The sequence below is a fragment of the Caballeronia sp. LZ024 genome (genome assembly GCF_031451455.1).
GTDB classification, from domain to species: domain Bacteria; phylum Pseudomonadota; class Gammaproteobacteria; order Burkholderiales; family Burkholderiaceae; genus Caballeronia; species Caballeronia telluris.
This window is the reverse complement of record NZ_JARUXL010000001.1, coordinates 1,739,738-1,754,502: the sequence shown is the minus strand read 5'-3', so window position 1 is coordinate 1,754,502 and position 14,765 is coordinate 1,739,738. Positions and strand designations below refer to the sequence as shown.

Genomic DNA, 14,765 nt, shown 5'->3' with positions numbered 1-14,765 from the left:
TAGGCTTTTTGCGCTCGGTGCACAGATAAAACCTCATGAATCCAGCCGACCTTTTCGCGTTGTTGCCTGACATGGCGGTCTTTGCACGCGTCGTCGACGCGGGTAACTTTTCGGTCGCCGCCCGCCAGCTCGGCAGCACGCCATCGACCGTCAGCCGCCAGATCAAGCGTCTCGAAGAGGCGCTCGCGACGCGTCTGCTCGAACGCTCGACGCGCAAGGTCCGCGTGACCGAATCGGGGCAGCAGGTCTACCGCCATTGCCGCGACATGGCCGCCGCGGCGGCGGGCGCGGTCGATGCCGCGGGGCAGAGCGTCGGGCGGCCGCAGGGACGCGTCGCGCTGAGCGCACCGTCGGCTTACGCGAAATCGGTGATCCATCCGCTCGTGCCGGCGTTTCTCGCGGCGTATCCGGACGTCGACGTCCAACTCTTCTTCTCCGACCACGAAATCGATCCGCTCGCGAGCGACCTCGATCTCGTGATCCGCGCGACCGACCGGCCGCCGCCTGGGCTCGCCGCGCGGCCGCTCGGCCGGATCCGCTGGGTGCTGTGCGCCGCGCATTCGTATCTGCACGAGCGCGGCGTGCCGGCGCATCCGCGCGATCTCGCGACGCACGACTGCATCTATCTGGGCGAAACGGCCGACGACAATCGCTGGCAGTTTCGCCGCGGCAACGAGACGGCGAGCGTGACGGTCAAGGGCCGCTACATCGCGAATCATGCGGGCGCGCGCCTGGAGGCGGCGCAGGACGGGCTCGGCATCGCGAACCTGCCGGAGTTTGCCGCGCGCGAGGCGCTCGCGATGGGCAGCGTCGCGCGCGTGCTCGGCGGCTGGGACCTGGAGGCGCGGGCGTACCAGGGGCCGGTCTGGCTGCTGTATCCGCCGAACCGGTTTCTGCCGCCCAAGGTCCGCGCGCTGATCGATTTCCTGGCGCAACGGCTGGGGTGACGGGGCGGCATCGCCGGGAGCGCTCCGTGACTTCCCGGAGTCGCGCACTCGAATCGCCGTCGCCGTGTAGACTGCGAATGCCCGTTCACAACGCTGCCCTTGCGAGCAGCGATTCGTCGTATTCGCGCACGGAGGCTCGTACATGCCCGCAGCATCGCCGCAGCAAGCAGCGCAAGCCGGTTCCAGCGACGCTCCCGCATCGCAGACGCCGCGCGACCTGCGACGCGTCGACATCCACCCCGATCACTGGTATCCGCTCGCGTGGTCGCACGAGGTGAAGGCCGGCCGTGCGCACGGCGTGTCCTTCGCCGGCGACCCGATCGTCATCGTGCGCACGGAGTCGGGCCGCGTGTTCGCGCTGGAGGACCGCTGCGCGCACCGGCAGGTGCCGCTGCACGCGGGCGTCGTCGACGGCGAGTCGATCCGCTGCTGCTATCACGGCTGGACCTACGACTGCTCCGGCCGCTGCACCGACGTTCCCTATCTCGGACGCGAGCGCTTGCCCAACGGCGTGCGCGCGTACCCGTGCCGCGAGGCGGCGGGGCTCGTCTTCGTGTTTCCGGGCGACCCGCTGCTCGCCGACACGGCGGTATTCCCCGAACTCGGCTCGGCCAGCGACAAGGCCTACAAGACGCGCCGCTTCGGCCGCGAGGTCAAGTGCCACTACACGTTCATGCACGAGAACCTGATGGACATGAACCATCAGTTCCTGCATCGCCGGCAGATGGGCCGGATGCGCGCGCGTTCGCTCGGGCGCCGGCGCGGCGAGGACTGGGTCGAGGTGGATTACACGTTCGCGCGCGAGGAGGGCCGCCAGCCGATCGGCGAGGCGCTGGTGTTCGGCCAGAAGCGCGGCAAGGACGGCAGCGACGATCCCGAGGGCGCACACAAGGACGTCATGACGATCCGCACCGCGTATCCGTACCAGACGCTCAGGATCCGCACGAAGGACGGCACGATGGTCATGGACCTGTGGATCGTCTATGTGCCGCTCGACCGCGAGCAGCGCACGAACCGCACCTTCGGTCTCTTGTCGATCCGCCGCCCGAAGTTCGGCGCATTGCTCGATGCCGCCTGGCCGCTGCTCGTGTGGTTTACCGAGCGCATTTTCAAGGAAGACCGCTGGATCGTCGAGCGGGAGCAGGAAGCGCACGACCGGCAGGGCGCCGATCACAACCAGGAGGTCTTTCCGGTGATCAACGATCTGCGCGCGCTCCTGACCGAACGCGGCGCGCCAGCAGGGATGCGCCCGGCGCACGGTTTCGAGACGCGCCGCGTGCACCTGATCCAGCCCGTCACCGAAGCGCCGGCGCCGTGATCCGCGAATTCCATTCGATCGGGACATGGCCCACTGGCGCGGAACGCGCGCTGGCACTATACAGAAGGAACGCTCCACACGAAGGAGGTTGTCACCATGACACGCGACTCGACTGACCCGTCCGCCGACGACACCGCGGCGCCCGAGCACCCGCAGCCCGAGCTGGAACATTTCGATGCGGCGATCGCTCACGTCGACGATTCGGTCGCCGCCGGGCGGATGGCCGCAGGCGCGGCGAAGGGCATCCTGTACAGCATCATCGAGACGCTCGGCACGCTCGTCGGCGATCCCGACCTGCCTTCGCATGCGCGGTCGGGCTACGAAGGCCTGCTCGAGACGGCGCGCGAACTGCGCGCGCGTATCGAATCCTAGAAACTCGAGCCCTAGAAACGTCGGCGAAGCGGCATCTCGCTCGGCCGGCGCCACGCGAACCGCGGCGCCGGCTCGCGTGAGCGGTGGCTCGGGATGGATCGCCATCGCGGAGCGTGTACCGTTTGGGGCCGCACGCATGTCCTCGTCGTTCCGTCGATACCATCAAACGAAGTCATGCCTGAAATCAGCAAGCTCGTCGCGTTCGGTTTCGTCGCGCTGGGGATGGTGCTCACGCCCGGACCCAACATGGTCTATCTCGTCTCCCGCTTGATCTGCCAGGGACGGCGCGCCGGACTGATCTCGCTCGCGGGCGTCGCGCTCGGCTTCGTCGTCTACATGCTGTGCGCGGCGCTCGGCATCACGGCGCTCCTGCTCGCGGTGCCGTTCGCCTACGACGCGTTGCGTTTCGGCGGTGCCGCCTATCTGCTCTATCTCGCCTGGCAGGCCGTCAGGCCGGGTGGACATTCGCCGTTCCAGGTCCGCGCACTGCCCGCAGACAGTCCCCGCAAGCTCTTCGGGATGGGCTTCGTCACGAACGTTTTCAATCCGAAAATCGCGGTCATGTACCTTTCACTGGTGCCGCAATTCATCGCGCCCGCAGCAGGGCACGGCAGCGTGCTCGCGCAGTCGCTCGTGCTCGGGTCGCTGCAGATCGCGATCAGCGTCGCCGTGAATTCGGTCATCGCGATCATGGCCGGATCCATCGCGACGTTCCTCGCGGGCCGGCCGTTCTGGCTCGTCGTCCAGCGCTGGCTGATGGGCACGGTGCTCGCCGGACTCGCGTGGCGCATGGTCACCGAAGCGCGTCGCTGACGCGTTCGGATTGCGGTCCGCTAGCGGCTTAAAGCGCGATCCCTCAGCATTCAACCTGCAATCGAAAGCTGTATGAAAGCAGGTCGCGCACGCTTTCGTTGATGATTTTTTCTTCTTGGTGGCCTCGCCCGGAGGCCATGTCCCGTGCGGTTTCCGAAGCTCGCCTCAACCAGTCGGCCGCGAAAATACTGGTTAACCAGACAGTGAAAAAAAACGACAGTCGCTGTTCGTGGAACTTTCGCTTTCGATCTCGATAACATTACACTGGCGAGCATTCTAAGGCCGCGCCTTAAGCCAACTGGCATAAAGGTGTCGGGCGTCAGGCCTTGTCGCTAAGCAAGCCCAAAGAATCCGACAAACCGCTCAGAGGAGATGAGAATGAAGCGTTACAACAAGACTAAAGCCGCTGTGATCGCCGGTGCGGCGCTGAGCGCAGCACCGGCGTTCGCGCAGAGCAGCGTGACGCTGTACGGTATCGTCGATGACTCGGTCGTCTACCAGAGCAGCCAGACGAACCTCGCCAAAACCACACCGGGCCGTTCGAACGTCAAAATGGCTTCGGGCATCTGGGCGGGCAGCCGCTTCGGCCTGAAGGGCGCGGAAGACCTCGGCGGCGGCAGCAAGGCAATTTTCCAGTTGGAATCGGGCTTCGACATCAACTCGGGACAGGCTCAGTTTTCCAACGCGCTGTTTGCGCGCCAGGCATGGGTCGGCCTGACGAACCCCGCCTACGGTACGCTGACGGCCGGCCGTCAGTACAGCTCGTACTACACGCTCCTTTCGCCGTATAGCCCGACGAACTGGCTCACCGGCTACTTCGGCGCGCACCCGGGCGATCTGGATGGCCTCGACACGATCTACCGGGCGAACAATTCTATCGTCTATACGTCGCCGAAGCTTTACGGCCTGACGGTGAGCGGCTCGTACTCGTTCGCCGGCGTGCCGGGCAGCGCGTATCAGGGCTCGACATGGTCGGCCGGCGCGCAGTACGCTCAAGGCCCGATCGGCCTCGCGGTGGCGTTCTCGCGCATCAACAACGCGGCTAACGGCGGCGGCATCTACAGCGGCAGCTCGACGACCATCAACGACACGACGAGCACTACGGGCGGCGGCCAAGCGGGCGTGTCCGCGATCACGTCGGGTTATCAGCGGGCGCAGGCGCAACAGCGTTTCGCGGTTGCGGGCGGCTACACGTTCAACAGCTCGTGGGACATCACGGCGACCTATACGAACGTTCAGTACATCCCGGGCCTCAACTCACTGTTCGCCAGCGAAGCGGTCTTCAACACGGCGGGGACCGTGCTTCACTGGAAGGCGTCGCCGGTGTGGGACTTCGGCGCGGGCTACAGCTACACGTGGGCTAGCAAGGCGAACGGCATCAACGACGCAGCGTCGTACCACCAGTTCAACCTGTCCCAGTACTACTCGCTGTCCAAGCGCACGGGCCTGTACGCGCTCGAAGCGTTCCAGCGCGCGAACGGCAACACGCTGTACTACCCGTCGGCTGGCGTTGTACGCCAGACAGCGGCCAATGCGTCGATCGGCGATGGCTTCCAGGGCGCACCGTCGGCCTCGCGCAGCATGTTTGCGGCGGGCGTGGGTATCATCCACCGCTTCTGATCCGCACAGCTTCTGCGGCAGGCAGCACGAAAACCGGACGCCCAGGCGTCCGGTTTTTTTTTGGTCTTTCGGCATCGTTCGGTGTGGATTGCGGGACCATGCGCCATACTCGACGCGCAATCGACATGAAGCCGCGCAGGCGCCTAAACAATTGTTCACAGTGCGTGACTGGCGTTTGCGCTATGTTGGCAAGTTCATCAATCAGTGATGCCAATGATAATGAACGCTCGCCACCGTCTTGCGCTTCGTCCAACTCAGGCCACGCTCGCTCGCGGTGCGGCGAGCTCTACGGCCAGTGTCGCTTCGCTTGCGCTCCTCAGGCGGGCGGCGTTGGGCGTGCTCGCACTTGTCGGATGGGCTCCGTCGTTTGCCGGAGCGCAGGCGCAGTTGCTGCCCGATGCGGCAGACGCGACGCAGTCGATGGCGACGAATGCGGGCGGCGTCCGAGCGTCGCTGGGCGGCGACACGATGGATTCCGTTCTCGAATATGTGCCGCAGCGGTTTTCCCAGGCCAGACGGCCCGATGACACGGCAAGCAAAAGGCGGGTCAAGCATCATCGACCCGCGTTCAATGTGCATGCTGCTGCCATCCGGCCGCGCGTCGGCGTGTCCGAAGGCCACGTCGTGCATGCTGCGCCGTCCAGTCATGGCGTGTCACGCGGACCCCAAATTGCGGCCGACGCGCAGGCAGCGAGCGCTGCGGACGATTGGGTGTCGGCCGCGAGCGTCGGCAGTGCAATGGACGGTGGACCGAATTCGCCGCAGATCGACACGATGGCCGGGCGAGCGCAACCCGCACCACATCTGGCCGCGAGCGTCAGTCAAACGCAATGGATCGAAGGCGACGTGCGCGCCCCGCAGCGCCACGCGGTGACTGCGACCGCGGCGTCGCTAGAACGCGCCAATGCAACGCAGGCCGGGAATTCGCCGAACGGCGGGTCCGCGTCGCACGTCACGCCGCCCGGCGACGCCGAGCCCGACCCGTGGAGCGCCGCGTGGCTCGAATGGAGCAAATCGACGCACGGCCAATCGGCGCGCGGCGCTTCTGTGACAGGGCAGGCCCTGGACGCGGCGTCCGATTCCGCGATAGCCACGACGTCGCTTGCACACGATGCCAGCTTCGATGACTGGACGCGCGTCGGCGCGGCGCGCCCCCCTATCGCGACGATGGACGCGCAAGGCGTATGGTAACGCCCGATCTCGGCTAACCGCGACGCAGGCGTCGCGACAATCTCCTCGCGACGCATCCCTTCGCGCTCATTTGCATTCCGCAACGCCAGAGTCCCGATATCCGCATTGCGCCGCACGTTCCTGAACGCGTCGAAGCCCCGCGCAAGGTGGTAGGCGCGCGACGTGCTACATAGCGATGGAATCCCTTCCAAGGACACATCGCCATGACAGACGACACGCAATCGGCCCGCCCGACACCTCCGCAGCAGACCACGACCGATCCCACCGCCGCCGACCGGCGCCTGACCCCGGAACAAAAGCGCGATTCAAAGATGGAGCCGGAGCCGCCGGCGCCGACAGAAGGCAAGCCCGATCTGCCCGATCCGGGCAGCGTCGGCGAGGCGGGCTGACGCGGTTTCTCCCGCGACCCACTGGAGCAGAAAATGACCACCAAGGATACTGGCGATACCGCCGCGCGCCTGGAACGCCCGTTCCGGCTGTTCGCGGTGGAGCAGCGCATTCTGGCGCAGAACGTCGATGGCAAGGTCATCGACGTGGGCGCGATGGAAACGAAGGGCGGCCAGTTTTGCGCGTGCCTCGACGTCGACGAGATCGCGGTCGAGCCGAAGAAGAGTGCGGAACTCGCGCTGAAGGCGCTGGTGCCGAAGCTCTCGTTCGACTATCTCGACGGTTTGTTCACCAGCGAGCGCGAGGCCGAAGTCAACGGACGCCTGCAGGACTTCCCGAACGTCGAGTTCTCGCTCGATGAAACCTTGCCAGGGGGCTCTTAGGAGCAAAAGATATGGGCGGAATCTGCATGAATTCGTGCGGCGCGCCTCATGGCGATGCAATCCGCAGTTGAAGGGCGAGTTCGTGCGGACGTCAAATACAGCTGAGGGCGCACGTAATCCCAGGCGACGCCCTCCGATTGTTTCGTCCTGAGCAAGTCCGGAGACGTCTGGAGCGAATCATGAAAAGAGAGCTTGTGGCCGTGTCGTTGCTGGCACTGACATCCTCGTTTGCGGCACCCGCTTTTGCACGCGGCGACGGACCGCGCTTCGCCTCCGATCGGCTCGATACGCTCGTCGCGCAGCACGCCGAAGCCGCTCGCCACATCACGGATCGACACCCCGCTCCAGCGCCGACTCCGACTTCGGGCACACCAACGCCGCGGTAGTCCGATCCGTTTCGGCACCGCGCACGCGCGCACGCGCGCACGAAAAGGCGCGCGGGGAGGCTCAATTCGCGCATCCGCGTCGTCGATTCAACCTTAAAGGTATGAAATTTGCGCCCGTGGCCCGGGTTGGCGGCGTGCTGCCGCCTGATCGAAACCGATCCAGCTCTCAAAAGGCCATGACAAGGAAAGCAATTTCGACAGCGGTGCTTGGTCTCGCGTGCCTTTGCGCGGGATGTTCGATGATCGGACCGAACCGGCTGAAAGCCGATCAGGTCGATTATGCGCGGGCGCTCGGGGATGCCAAGAAGCGTGAAATTCTTGCCGCGATCGTCGGCTTGCGATTCGCGGATTCGCCGGCTTTCCTGACGGTCAGCCAGATCATCGCGGCCTATACGTTCGACACGACCGCCGGCACGACGCTCAACGCCGGGTCCGGCGCGCAGCCGAACTATGCGCTCGCGACGGGCACCGTCTCGTACTCGAACCACCCCACGTTCACCTTCACGCCGACGACCGGCGAAGCCTACGCGAGCGCCTACATCCGGCCGCTTTCGCCGACGCTCGTCATGCCGCTCGCCGAAAGCGGCATGCCGATCGATCTTTTGCTGCGCATCACCGCGCAGTCGATTGGCGGACTGCAAAACGGCACGGCGCTTGGCGGCCCGAACAATTCGGGCGCGCCCGAGTTCTTCCAGTTGCTGCGCTCGCTGCGACGCCTGCAACTGGCAGGCGAACTGAACATCGAGTCGCGCGACGACGACCATGTCGGTCGTGTGTTCATCACGCTCGGCGCGACGACGAGCGGCACGTCGAAGGAAACGTCCGCCGATCTCACGCGCGTGCGCAAGCTGCTGAAGCTTTCGCCGAAGACGAAGACCTATGAGATCGTCTACGGGCAATCGACGCAGCGCGGCGACCACATTCAGATGGTCACGCGTTCGGTGCTCGGCATTCTCACCGACCTGGGTGCGCAGGTGAACGTGCCCGACGAGCAGATCGGGAGCGGCGCGACCAAGCCGACGATCGGCCTGATCGGCGGAGAAACGCGGCCGACGATCATCGTGAAGGTGGGGAAGAAGGCGCCGCCCGATGCCTACGTGGACATTCTGTATGGACAGCAGGAGTATTGGATCGAACGGCGCGACTTCGATTCCAAATACGCATTTACGGTCGTGCAGAACCTGATGGCGCTCGCCGAGGTCACGCAGAGTTCGAAAGCGCCGATCGTGACGATTCCCGCGAATTAGCCGCCGCTCGCCGGACGTCCTTACGCGTGGGCGAAAAACCGGCAGCCCGTCGGTCGGCCATTCTTCAGCGGATTATTTTCCGCGCAAACGTCCGCAACCGTTTGCGCAATTTGTTTTGTAAGCTTCAGTTGTGTCATCGTAGCGGGTGCGTTGCATAGTCCAATAACCGGCTTACAGGGACCAACCGGGCAAGCGAAATCGATGTGGATCGTCAGACTCGCGCTGAGGCGCCCGTACACGTTTATCGTTCTGTCCCTGCTGTTGCTGATCATCGGTCCGCTCGTGATCCTGCGCACGCCGACCGACATCTTTCCCAACATCGATATCCCGGTCGTCTCCGTCATCTGGTCGTACAACGGCCTGCAGCCCGCCGAGATGGAACGCCGCATCACGCTCAACTACGAGCGCGGCCTTTCGGTGGCGGTGAACGACATCGAGCACATCGAATCGGAATCGCTGCCGGGCATCGCGGTCATCCGCATCTATTTCCAGCCGAACGCGAACGTCGATGAAGCGATCGCGGAAATCACCGCGCTTTCGCAGACCCAGCTTCGCTCGCTGCCGCCCGGCATCACGCCGCCGAACATCCTGCGCTTCAACGCATCGACGGTGCCGATTTTGCGGCTCGCGCTGTCGTCGCCCGAACTCACCGAGCAGCAGCTTTACGACTTTGGCAACAGCTTCCTCAAGACGCAACTCGCGACGGTGCAGGGCGCGTCCGTGCCGCTTCCTTACGGCGGCAAGCAGCGCCAGATCATGGTCGATATCGATTCGGCGAGACTGCAGGCGAAGAACCTCGCGCCCACCGACGTCGTCAGCGCGATCACCGCGCAGAACCTGATCCTGCCGACCGGCACGACCAAGATCGGCCCGACCGAATATTCCGTCGGCCTGAACGCGAGCCCGAATTCGATCGAAGGCCTGAACGACATCCCGATCCGCACCGGCCCGAACGGCACGATCTACATCAAGGACGTCGCCCACGTGCGCGACGGCTTCCAGCCGCAGACCAACATCGTGCGCCTCGACGGCACGCGCGCATCGCTACTGACGATCAACAAGAGCGGCAACGCCTCGACGCTCGACATCGTCGCGCGCGTGAAGGCGCTCTTGCCCACGCTGCGCGGCCTCGTGCCCGAATCGCTCAAGATCGACCCGGTCGCGGACCAGTCGCTCTTCGTGCGCGCGTCCGTGTCGGGCGTGCTGCGCGAAGCGGTGATCGCCGCGGGGCTGACCGCGCTGATGGTGCTGCTCTTTCTCGGCAGCTGGCGCGCGACGCTCATCATCGCGATCTCGATTCCGCTCTCGATGCTGACCTCGATCGTCGCGCTCTCCGCGATCGGCCAGACGATCAACATCATGACGCTCGGCGGCCTCGCGCTCGCGGTCGGCATTCTCGTCGACGATGCGACCGTCGCCATCGAAAACATCAGCCAGAACCTGGAGCAGGGCAAGGAACTGGAGCAGGCGATTCTCGACGGCGCGCAGCAGATCGCCGTGCCGACGCTCGTCTCGACGCTCTCCATCTGCATCGTGTTCATTCCGATGTTTCTGCTGACGGGCGTCGCGCATTATCTTTTCGTGCCGCTCGCGGAAGCGGTCGTGTTCGCGATGCTCGCGTCGTACTTCTTCTCGCGCACGCTGATCCCGACGCTCGCGAAGTACCTCTTGCGCAATCACGAGCACATGGGCGGCGATGTCGAAGGCATGAAGGGCTCGCGCAATCCGTTCGTGCGCATCCATCTGGGTTTCGAGCGACGCTTCGAAGCGGTCCGCACGCGCTATCGCGGCTTTCTCGAAGCGCAACTCGCGCATCCCGGCCGCTTCGCGCTGATCTTCCTCCTGTGCTGCCTGCTCTCGCTCGGGCTCGCGCCGTTTCTCGGCCGAGACTTCTTTCCGTCCGTCGATGCCGGCGTGATCGCGATGCATCTGCGCACGCGCACCGGCACGCGCATCGAGGAGACGGCCGCACTCACCGATCGCGTCGACCAGCGCGTGCGCCAGTTGATCCCGAAGAACGAAGTGCATTCGATCATCGACAACATCGGCCTGCCGGTGTCGGGCATCAACCTGTCGTACAGCAACACGGGCACGATCAGTTCCGCCGACGCCGATATCCTTATCAGCCTGACCGAAGAGCACAAGCCGACCGCCGACTACATCCACGAATTGCGGCAGCGTCTGCCGGCCGAGTTTCCGGGCGTGAGCTTCTCGTTCCTTCCCGCCGACATCACGAGCCAGATCCTCAACTTCGGCGTGCCCGCGCCGATCGATGTCGAGATCGTCGGGCGCGACGTAAAGGGCAATCGCGCGTTCGCGAACCGGCTGCTGGAGAAGATGCGCCGCGTGCCCGGTCTCGTCGATGCGCGCATCCAGCAGCCGTCCGATCTACCTTCGATCAACGTCGAAGTGGACCGCACGAAGGCACTGCAGGCGGGCTTCACGCAGCGCGACGTCGCGAACAATCTGCTCATCACGCTCTCCGGCAGCCAGCAGACGACGCCGACGTTCTGGCTCAATCCGGCCAACGGCGTGAGCTACAACGTCATCACATCGTCGCCGCAATACGACATGGATTCGCTGCAATCGGTCGCGAACATTCCGCTGACGTCCGCGTCGGGCCGGACCAATCTGCTCGGCTCGCTCGCCACGCTGTCGCGCGGTTCGCGCGAGGCGGTCGTCTATCACTACAACGCGCAGACGAGCATCAACCTCTACGCGAGTACCGAGCGGCGCGATCTCGGCGCGGTATCGGACGACGTCCAGCGCCTCATCGACGAATCGCGCGGCGAATTGCCCAAAGGCTCGTCGATCCGCATTCGCGGTCAGGTCGAGACGATGAACACGTCGTTCAACGGCCTCGCGCTCGGCCTCATCCTTGCGGTCGTGCTGGTGTATCTGCTGATCGTCGTGAATTTCCAGTCGTGGCTCGATCCGTTCATCATCATCACGGCGCTGCCGGGCGCGCTCGCGGGCATCGTCTGGATGCTGTTTCTCACGCACACCACGCTTTCCATTCCCGCGCTCACCGGCGCGATCATGTGTATCGGCATCGCGACCGCGAACAGCATCTTGGTGGTGAGCTTCGCGCGCTCGGCCCTGCAGGAGCACGGCGACGCGGTAGCGTCCGCGCTCGAAGCGGGCTACACGCGGTTTCGCCCGGTGCTCATGACGGCGCTCGCGATGATGATCGGCATGGTGCCGATGGCGATCGGTTTGGGCGAGGGCGGCGAGCAGAACGCGCCGCTCGGGCGCGCGGTGATCGGCGGGCTGATGGTCGGCACCATCGCGACGCTGTTTTTCGTGCCCGTCGTCTTTTCGATGATCTACAAGCGCATCGAGGCGCGCGAGCGCAACAAGCCGGACGCGGGCGCGGTCGCACGTCAACAGCACTGAATAAGAATCCAGCGGAGCATCAATGGAAGAGCAGCAATCGCAACGACCTCACCGGCGACGCGGCAGGCTTTGGCTCCTGCTCGCGGTGCTGGTCGTGCTAGCGCTGATCGTGCAGGGCATCGTCTCGCGCCGTTCGGCGCATGCGGAACTCGAACGCAATGTCGAGCGCTACAGCGTGCAGACCGTCGAAGTCATCACGCCGACGCGAATGAAGGCGACCCAGGACCTCATCCTCGCGGGCGACATCCGCGCGTTCTCCGACGCGCCGATCTTCGCGCGCACGAACGGTTATTTGCGGCGCTGGACGGTGGATATCGGCGAGCATGTGAAGAAGGGGCAACTGCTCGCGGAGATCGACGCGCCCGAGATCAACGATCAGCTCCGCCAGGCCCGCGCCGACGAGCAGACCGCGCGCGCGAACTATCTGCTCGCGAAGACGACGGCCGAGCGCTGGGAACAGATGGCGAAGAACAATTCGGTGTCGCGCCAGGAAACCGACGAGAAGAACGGCGACATGCTCGCCAAGCAAGCCGCGCTCAACGCCGCGCAGGCAAACGTGTCGCGGCTTTCGCAACTCGTGTCGTTCCAGAAGATCTACGCGCCGTTCGACGGCGTCGTCACCGCGCGCAATACCGACGTCGGCCAGTTGATCGACGCAGGCAGCGGCACGGCAACGCGCGAACTCTTCCACGTGCAGGACCCGACGACGCTGCGCGTGTTCGTCGACGTACCGCAGGCGTATGCGCGGCTCGTGCATGTCGGTCTGCCCGCCGAACTGCTGCTCACCGAGCAGAACGAGCGCAGGTTCGAGGGCGTCACGGTGCGCACGGCGGGCGCCGTCGATCCGGTCGCGCGCACGATGCGCGTCGAGGTGCAAGTTAAAAATCCGGCGGGCGAACTGCTCGCGGGCGCGTATGCGCAGGTGCGTTTCAGGCTGACGAGCGCGAACCCCGGGCTGATGCTGCCGGGCAATGCGTTGCTGTTTCGGCCCGAAGGCGTGCGCGCCGCTACCGTCGACGCGAACAGCCGCGTGAAGCTCTTGCCGGTAGTGCTCGGCACCGACTACGGGACGCGCGTGTCGATCGTCTCGGGCCTGACGGGCGATGAGCGCGTGATCATCAATCCGCCGGATTCGATCATCGACGGCGCGGCCGTGCGCGTGAGCGACGCGCAGAAAAAGAGCGGCGACAAGAAGGAGGACAAGGCGTCATGAATCGCTGGCCGGTTTGCGCGATGGCCGCTTTCACAGCCGCGCTCGCGGGCTGCGTCGCCGGTCCCGACTATGTGCGTCCGGAAGTGAGCACGCCCGCGAACTACAAGTCGATCGATGCGGGCGTGCAGGCGGCGGCGTCGAAGGACTGGAAGCCCGCGCAGCCCGCCGACGCCCACGCGCGCGCACCGTGGTGGGAAATCTACGGCGATGCGCAACTGAACGCGCTCGAAGAGCAGGTCGCATCGGCGAACCAGACGGTCGCGGCGGCGTCCGCGCGCTTTCGCGGCGCGCGCGCGGCCGTGGCGCAATCGCGCGCCGCGTACTTTCCGACCGTGACCGCGAACGCCGCGTTCAACCAGTCGCGGGCCTCGGAGAACGTGCTGTACAAGTCGAGCGCGGGCGTCACGCTGCCCGACTACATGATCAACGCGCAGATTTCCTGGGAGCCCGACCTTTGGGGCCGCATCTCGCGCGCGGTCGAGGGCGGGCGCGCCGAGGCCGAGGCGAGCGCCGCCGATCTCCACAGCGCGATCCTCTCGATGCAGGCCGAACTCGCGACCAACTACTTCGAACTGCGCGGCACGGTCGAGGAAGAGCGCCTGCTCACGGAGACGCTCGCGGCCTATCAGAAGGCGCTCACGCTGACCAAGGACCGTTTCGCGGGCGGCATCGCGGCGGAATCCGATGTCGCGCAGGCCGAGGAGCAACTGAAGTCGACGCAGGCGCAACTCATCGATCTGGAAACGACGAAGAGCCGCCTCGTGAACGCCATCGCGATTCTGGTGGGCGAGCCGCCATCGACGTTCACACTCGACGTCCCGCCGCTCAACGCGGGTAACGTGCCGAACCCCGCGGCCGCGCTCGATGCGCTGCCGCTCGGCATTCCGTCGGCGCTGCTCGAACGGCGTCCCGACATCGCGGCCGCCGAGCGGCGCGTGGCGGAGGCGAATGCGCGCGTCGGCGTGGCGACGGCAGCGTTCTTTCCGAATCTGCTGCTCGCGGCGACAGGCGGGCTGGAAGCGACCAACTTCAGTTCCTGGCTGATGGCGCCGAGCCGCTTCTGGTCGCTCGGACCGCAACTCGCGTTCACGGTGCTCGACTTCGGCGGCCGCGCGGCGGCCCGCGATGCGGCGCGCGCGGCATACGACGAGAGCGTCGCCGATTACCGGTTGACGGTGCTCACCGCGTTCGGGCAGGTGGAGGACAACCTCAACGCGCTGCAGGTCCTCAAGCGCGCGCTCGCCGCGCAGCGCGAAGCCGTCGATGCGGCGCAGCGCGCGTTGAACAAGGTGGGGAACCGTTACGAGAACGGCGCGATTACGTACCTGAGCGTGGTCGTCACGCAGGCGATCGTGCTGTCGGACCAGCGCGCGGCGGTCAATATCGAACGCAGGCGCATGGCCGCGAGCGTCGCACTCGTGAAGGCGCTGGGCGGCGGCTGGACGGTGGCCGATCTGCCGAGCGCCGAGCAGATTTCGCAAGGCGACTGAGT

At 65.4% G+C, this 14,765-nt stretch carries 12 protein-coding genes; all 12 read left to right on the top strand.

Annotated features, from left to right (window positions below):
- Window positions 1-35 precede the first annotated feature (35 nt).
- The 12 genes from QCE48_RS08055 (at window position 36) to QCE48_RS08000 (ending at window position 14,763) form a co-directional block, all read left to right on the top strand.
- Window positions 36-947 carry a LysR family transcriptional regulator gene (locus QCE48_RS08055; protein WP_309785317.1) on the top strand — a complete coding sequence of 304 codons (912 nt, stop codon included), beginning with the start codon at window positions 36-38 and terminating at the stop codon, window positions 945-947.
- Between the two features lie 142 nt (window positions 948-1,089).
- Window positions 1,090-2,265, top strand: a complete 1,176-nt coding sequence (locus QCE48_RS08050) for an aromatic ring-hydroxylating dioxygenase subunit alpha (protein WP_309785318.1) — start codon at window positions 1,090-1,092, stop codon at window positions 2,263-2,265.
- 96 nt (window positions 2,266-2,361) lie between these two features.
- Window positions 2,362-2,637 (top strand): hypothetical protein, encoded by a 276-nt coding sequence (locus tag QCE48_RS08045; RefSeq protein ID WP_309785319.1) that lies wholly within the window; start codon window positions 2,362-2,364, stop codon window positions 2,635-2,637.
- A 174-nt stretch (window positions 2,638-2,811) separates the two neighbouring features.
- Window positions 2,812-3,450, top strand: coding sequence for a LysE family translocator (locus QCE48_RS08040; RefSeq protein WP_309785320.1), 639 nt, complete (start codon window positions 2,812-2,814; stop codon window positions 3,448-3,450).
- Between the two features lie 378 nt (window positions 3,451-3,828).
- A complete protein-coding gene (locus QCE48_RS08035; RefSeq protein ID WP_309785321.1) occupies window positions 3,829-5,070 on the top strand; it encodes a porin in 1,242 nt (413 codons plus the stop codon).
- 336 nt (window positions 5,071-5,406) lie between these two features.
- Entirely contained in the window at window positions 5,407-6,261 is an 855-nt protein-coding gene (locus tag QCE48_RS08030; protein ID WP_309785322.1) for a hypothetical protein, read from the top strand.
- 203 nt (window positions 6,262-6,464) lie between these two features.
- On the top strand, window positions 6,465-6,650 hold the full coding sequence (locus QCE48_RS08025; protein ID WP_309785323.1) for a hypothetical protein: 186 nt from the start codon (window positions 6,465-6,467) through the stop codon (window positions 6,648-6,650).
- A gap of 33 nt (window positions 6,651-6,683) precedes the next feature.
- Complete coding sequence (locus QCE48_RS08020) at window positions 6,684-7,031, top strand: hypothetical protein (RefSeq protein WP_309785324.1); 348 nt, start codon at window positions 6,684-6,686, stop codon at window positions 7,029-7,031.
- Window positions 7,032-7,593: 562 nt separating this feature from the next.
- Window positions 7,594-8,664: a hypothetical protein gene (locus QCE48_RS08015; protein WP_404982641.1), complete on the top strand. Its 1,071-nt coding sequence runs from the start codon at window positions 7,594-7,596 to the stop codon at window positions 8,662-8,664.
- Between the two features lie 201 nt (window positions 8,665-8,865).
- Window positions 8,866-12,060, top strand: a complete 3,195-nt coding sequence (locus tag QCE48_RS08010) for an efflux RND transporter permease subunit (RefSeq protein WP_309785326.1) — start codon at window positions 8,866-8,868, stop codon at window positions 12,058-12,060.
- A gap of 22 nt (window positions 12,061-12,082) precedes the next feature.
- A complete protein-coding gene (locus tag QCE48_RS08005; protein WP_309785327.1) occupies window positions 12,083-13,273 on the top strand; it encodes an efflux RND transporter periplasmic adaptor subunit in 1,191 nt (396 codons plus the stop codon).
- Window positions 13,270-14,763, top strand: a complete 1,494-nt coding sequence (locus QCE48_RS08000; RefSeq protein ID WP_309785328.1) for an efflux transporter outer membrane subunit — start codon at window positions 13,270-13,272, stop codon at window positions 14,761-14,763. Before QCE48_RS08005 ends, QCE48_RS08000 begins: the two co-directional genes overlap by 4 nt.
- Window positions 14,764-14,765 lie beyond the last annotated feature (2 nt).

What these genes read in the sequence shown, in the direction of transcription:
- QCE48_RS08055 (WP_309785317.1), top strand. Translation starts at nt 36, where the DNA reads ATGAATCCAGCCGACCTTTTCGCGTTGTTGCCTGACATGGCGGTCTTT.
- QCE48_RS08050 (WP_309785318.1), top strand. Translation starts at nt 1,090, where the DNA reads ATGCCCGCAGCATCGCCGCAGCAAGCAGCGCAAGCCGGTTCCAGCGAC.
- QCE48_RS08045 (WP_309785319.1), top strand. Translation starts at nt 2,362, where the DNA reads ATGACACGCGACTCGACTGACCCGTCCGCCGACGACACCGCGGCGCCC.
- QCE48_RS08040 (WP_309785320.1), top strand. Translation starts at nt 2,812, where the DNA reads ATGCCTGAAATCAGCAAGCTCGTCGCGTTCGGTTTCGTCGCGCTGGGG.
- QCE48_RS08035 (WP_309785321.1), top strand. Translation starts at nt 3,829, where the DNA reads ATGAAGCGTTACAACAAGACTAAAGCCGCTGTGATCGCCGGTGCGGCG.
- QCE48_RS08025 (WP_309785323.1), top strand. Translation starts at nt 6,465, where the DNA reads ATGACAGACGACACGCAATCGGCCCGCCCGACACCTCCGCAGCAGACC.
- QCE48_RS08020 (WP_309785324.1), top strand. Translation starts at nt 6,684, where the DNA reads ATGACCACCAAGGATACTGGCGATACCGCCGCGCGCCTGGAACGCCCG.
- QCE48_RS08015 (WP_404982641.1), top strand. Translation starts at nt 7,594, where the DNA reads ATGACAAGGAAAGCAATTTCGACAGCGGTGCTTGGTCTCGCGTGCCTT.
- QCE48_RS08010 (WP_309785326.1), top strand. Translation starts at nt 8,866, where the DNA reads ATGTGGATCGTCAGACTCGCGCTGAGGCGCCCGTACACGTTTATCGTT.
- QCE48_RS08005 (WP_309785327.1), top strand. Translation starts at nt 12,083, where the DNA reads ATGGAAGAGCAGCAATCGCAACGACCTCACCGGCGACGCGGCAGGCTT.
- QCE48_RS08000 (WP_309785328.1), top strand. Translation starts at nt 13,270, where the DNA reads ATGAATCGCTGGCCGGTTTGCGCGATGGCCGCTTTCACAGCCGCGCTC.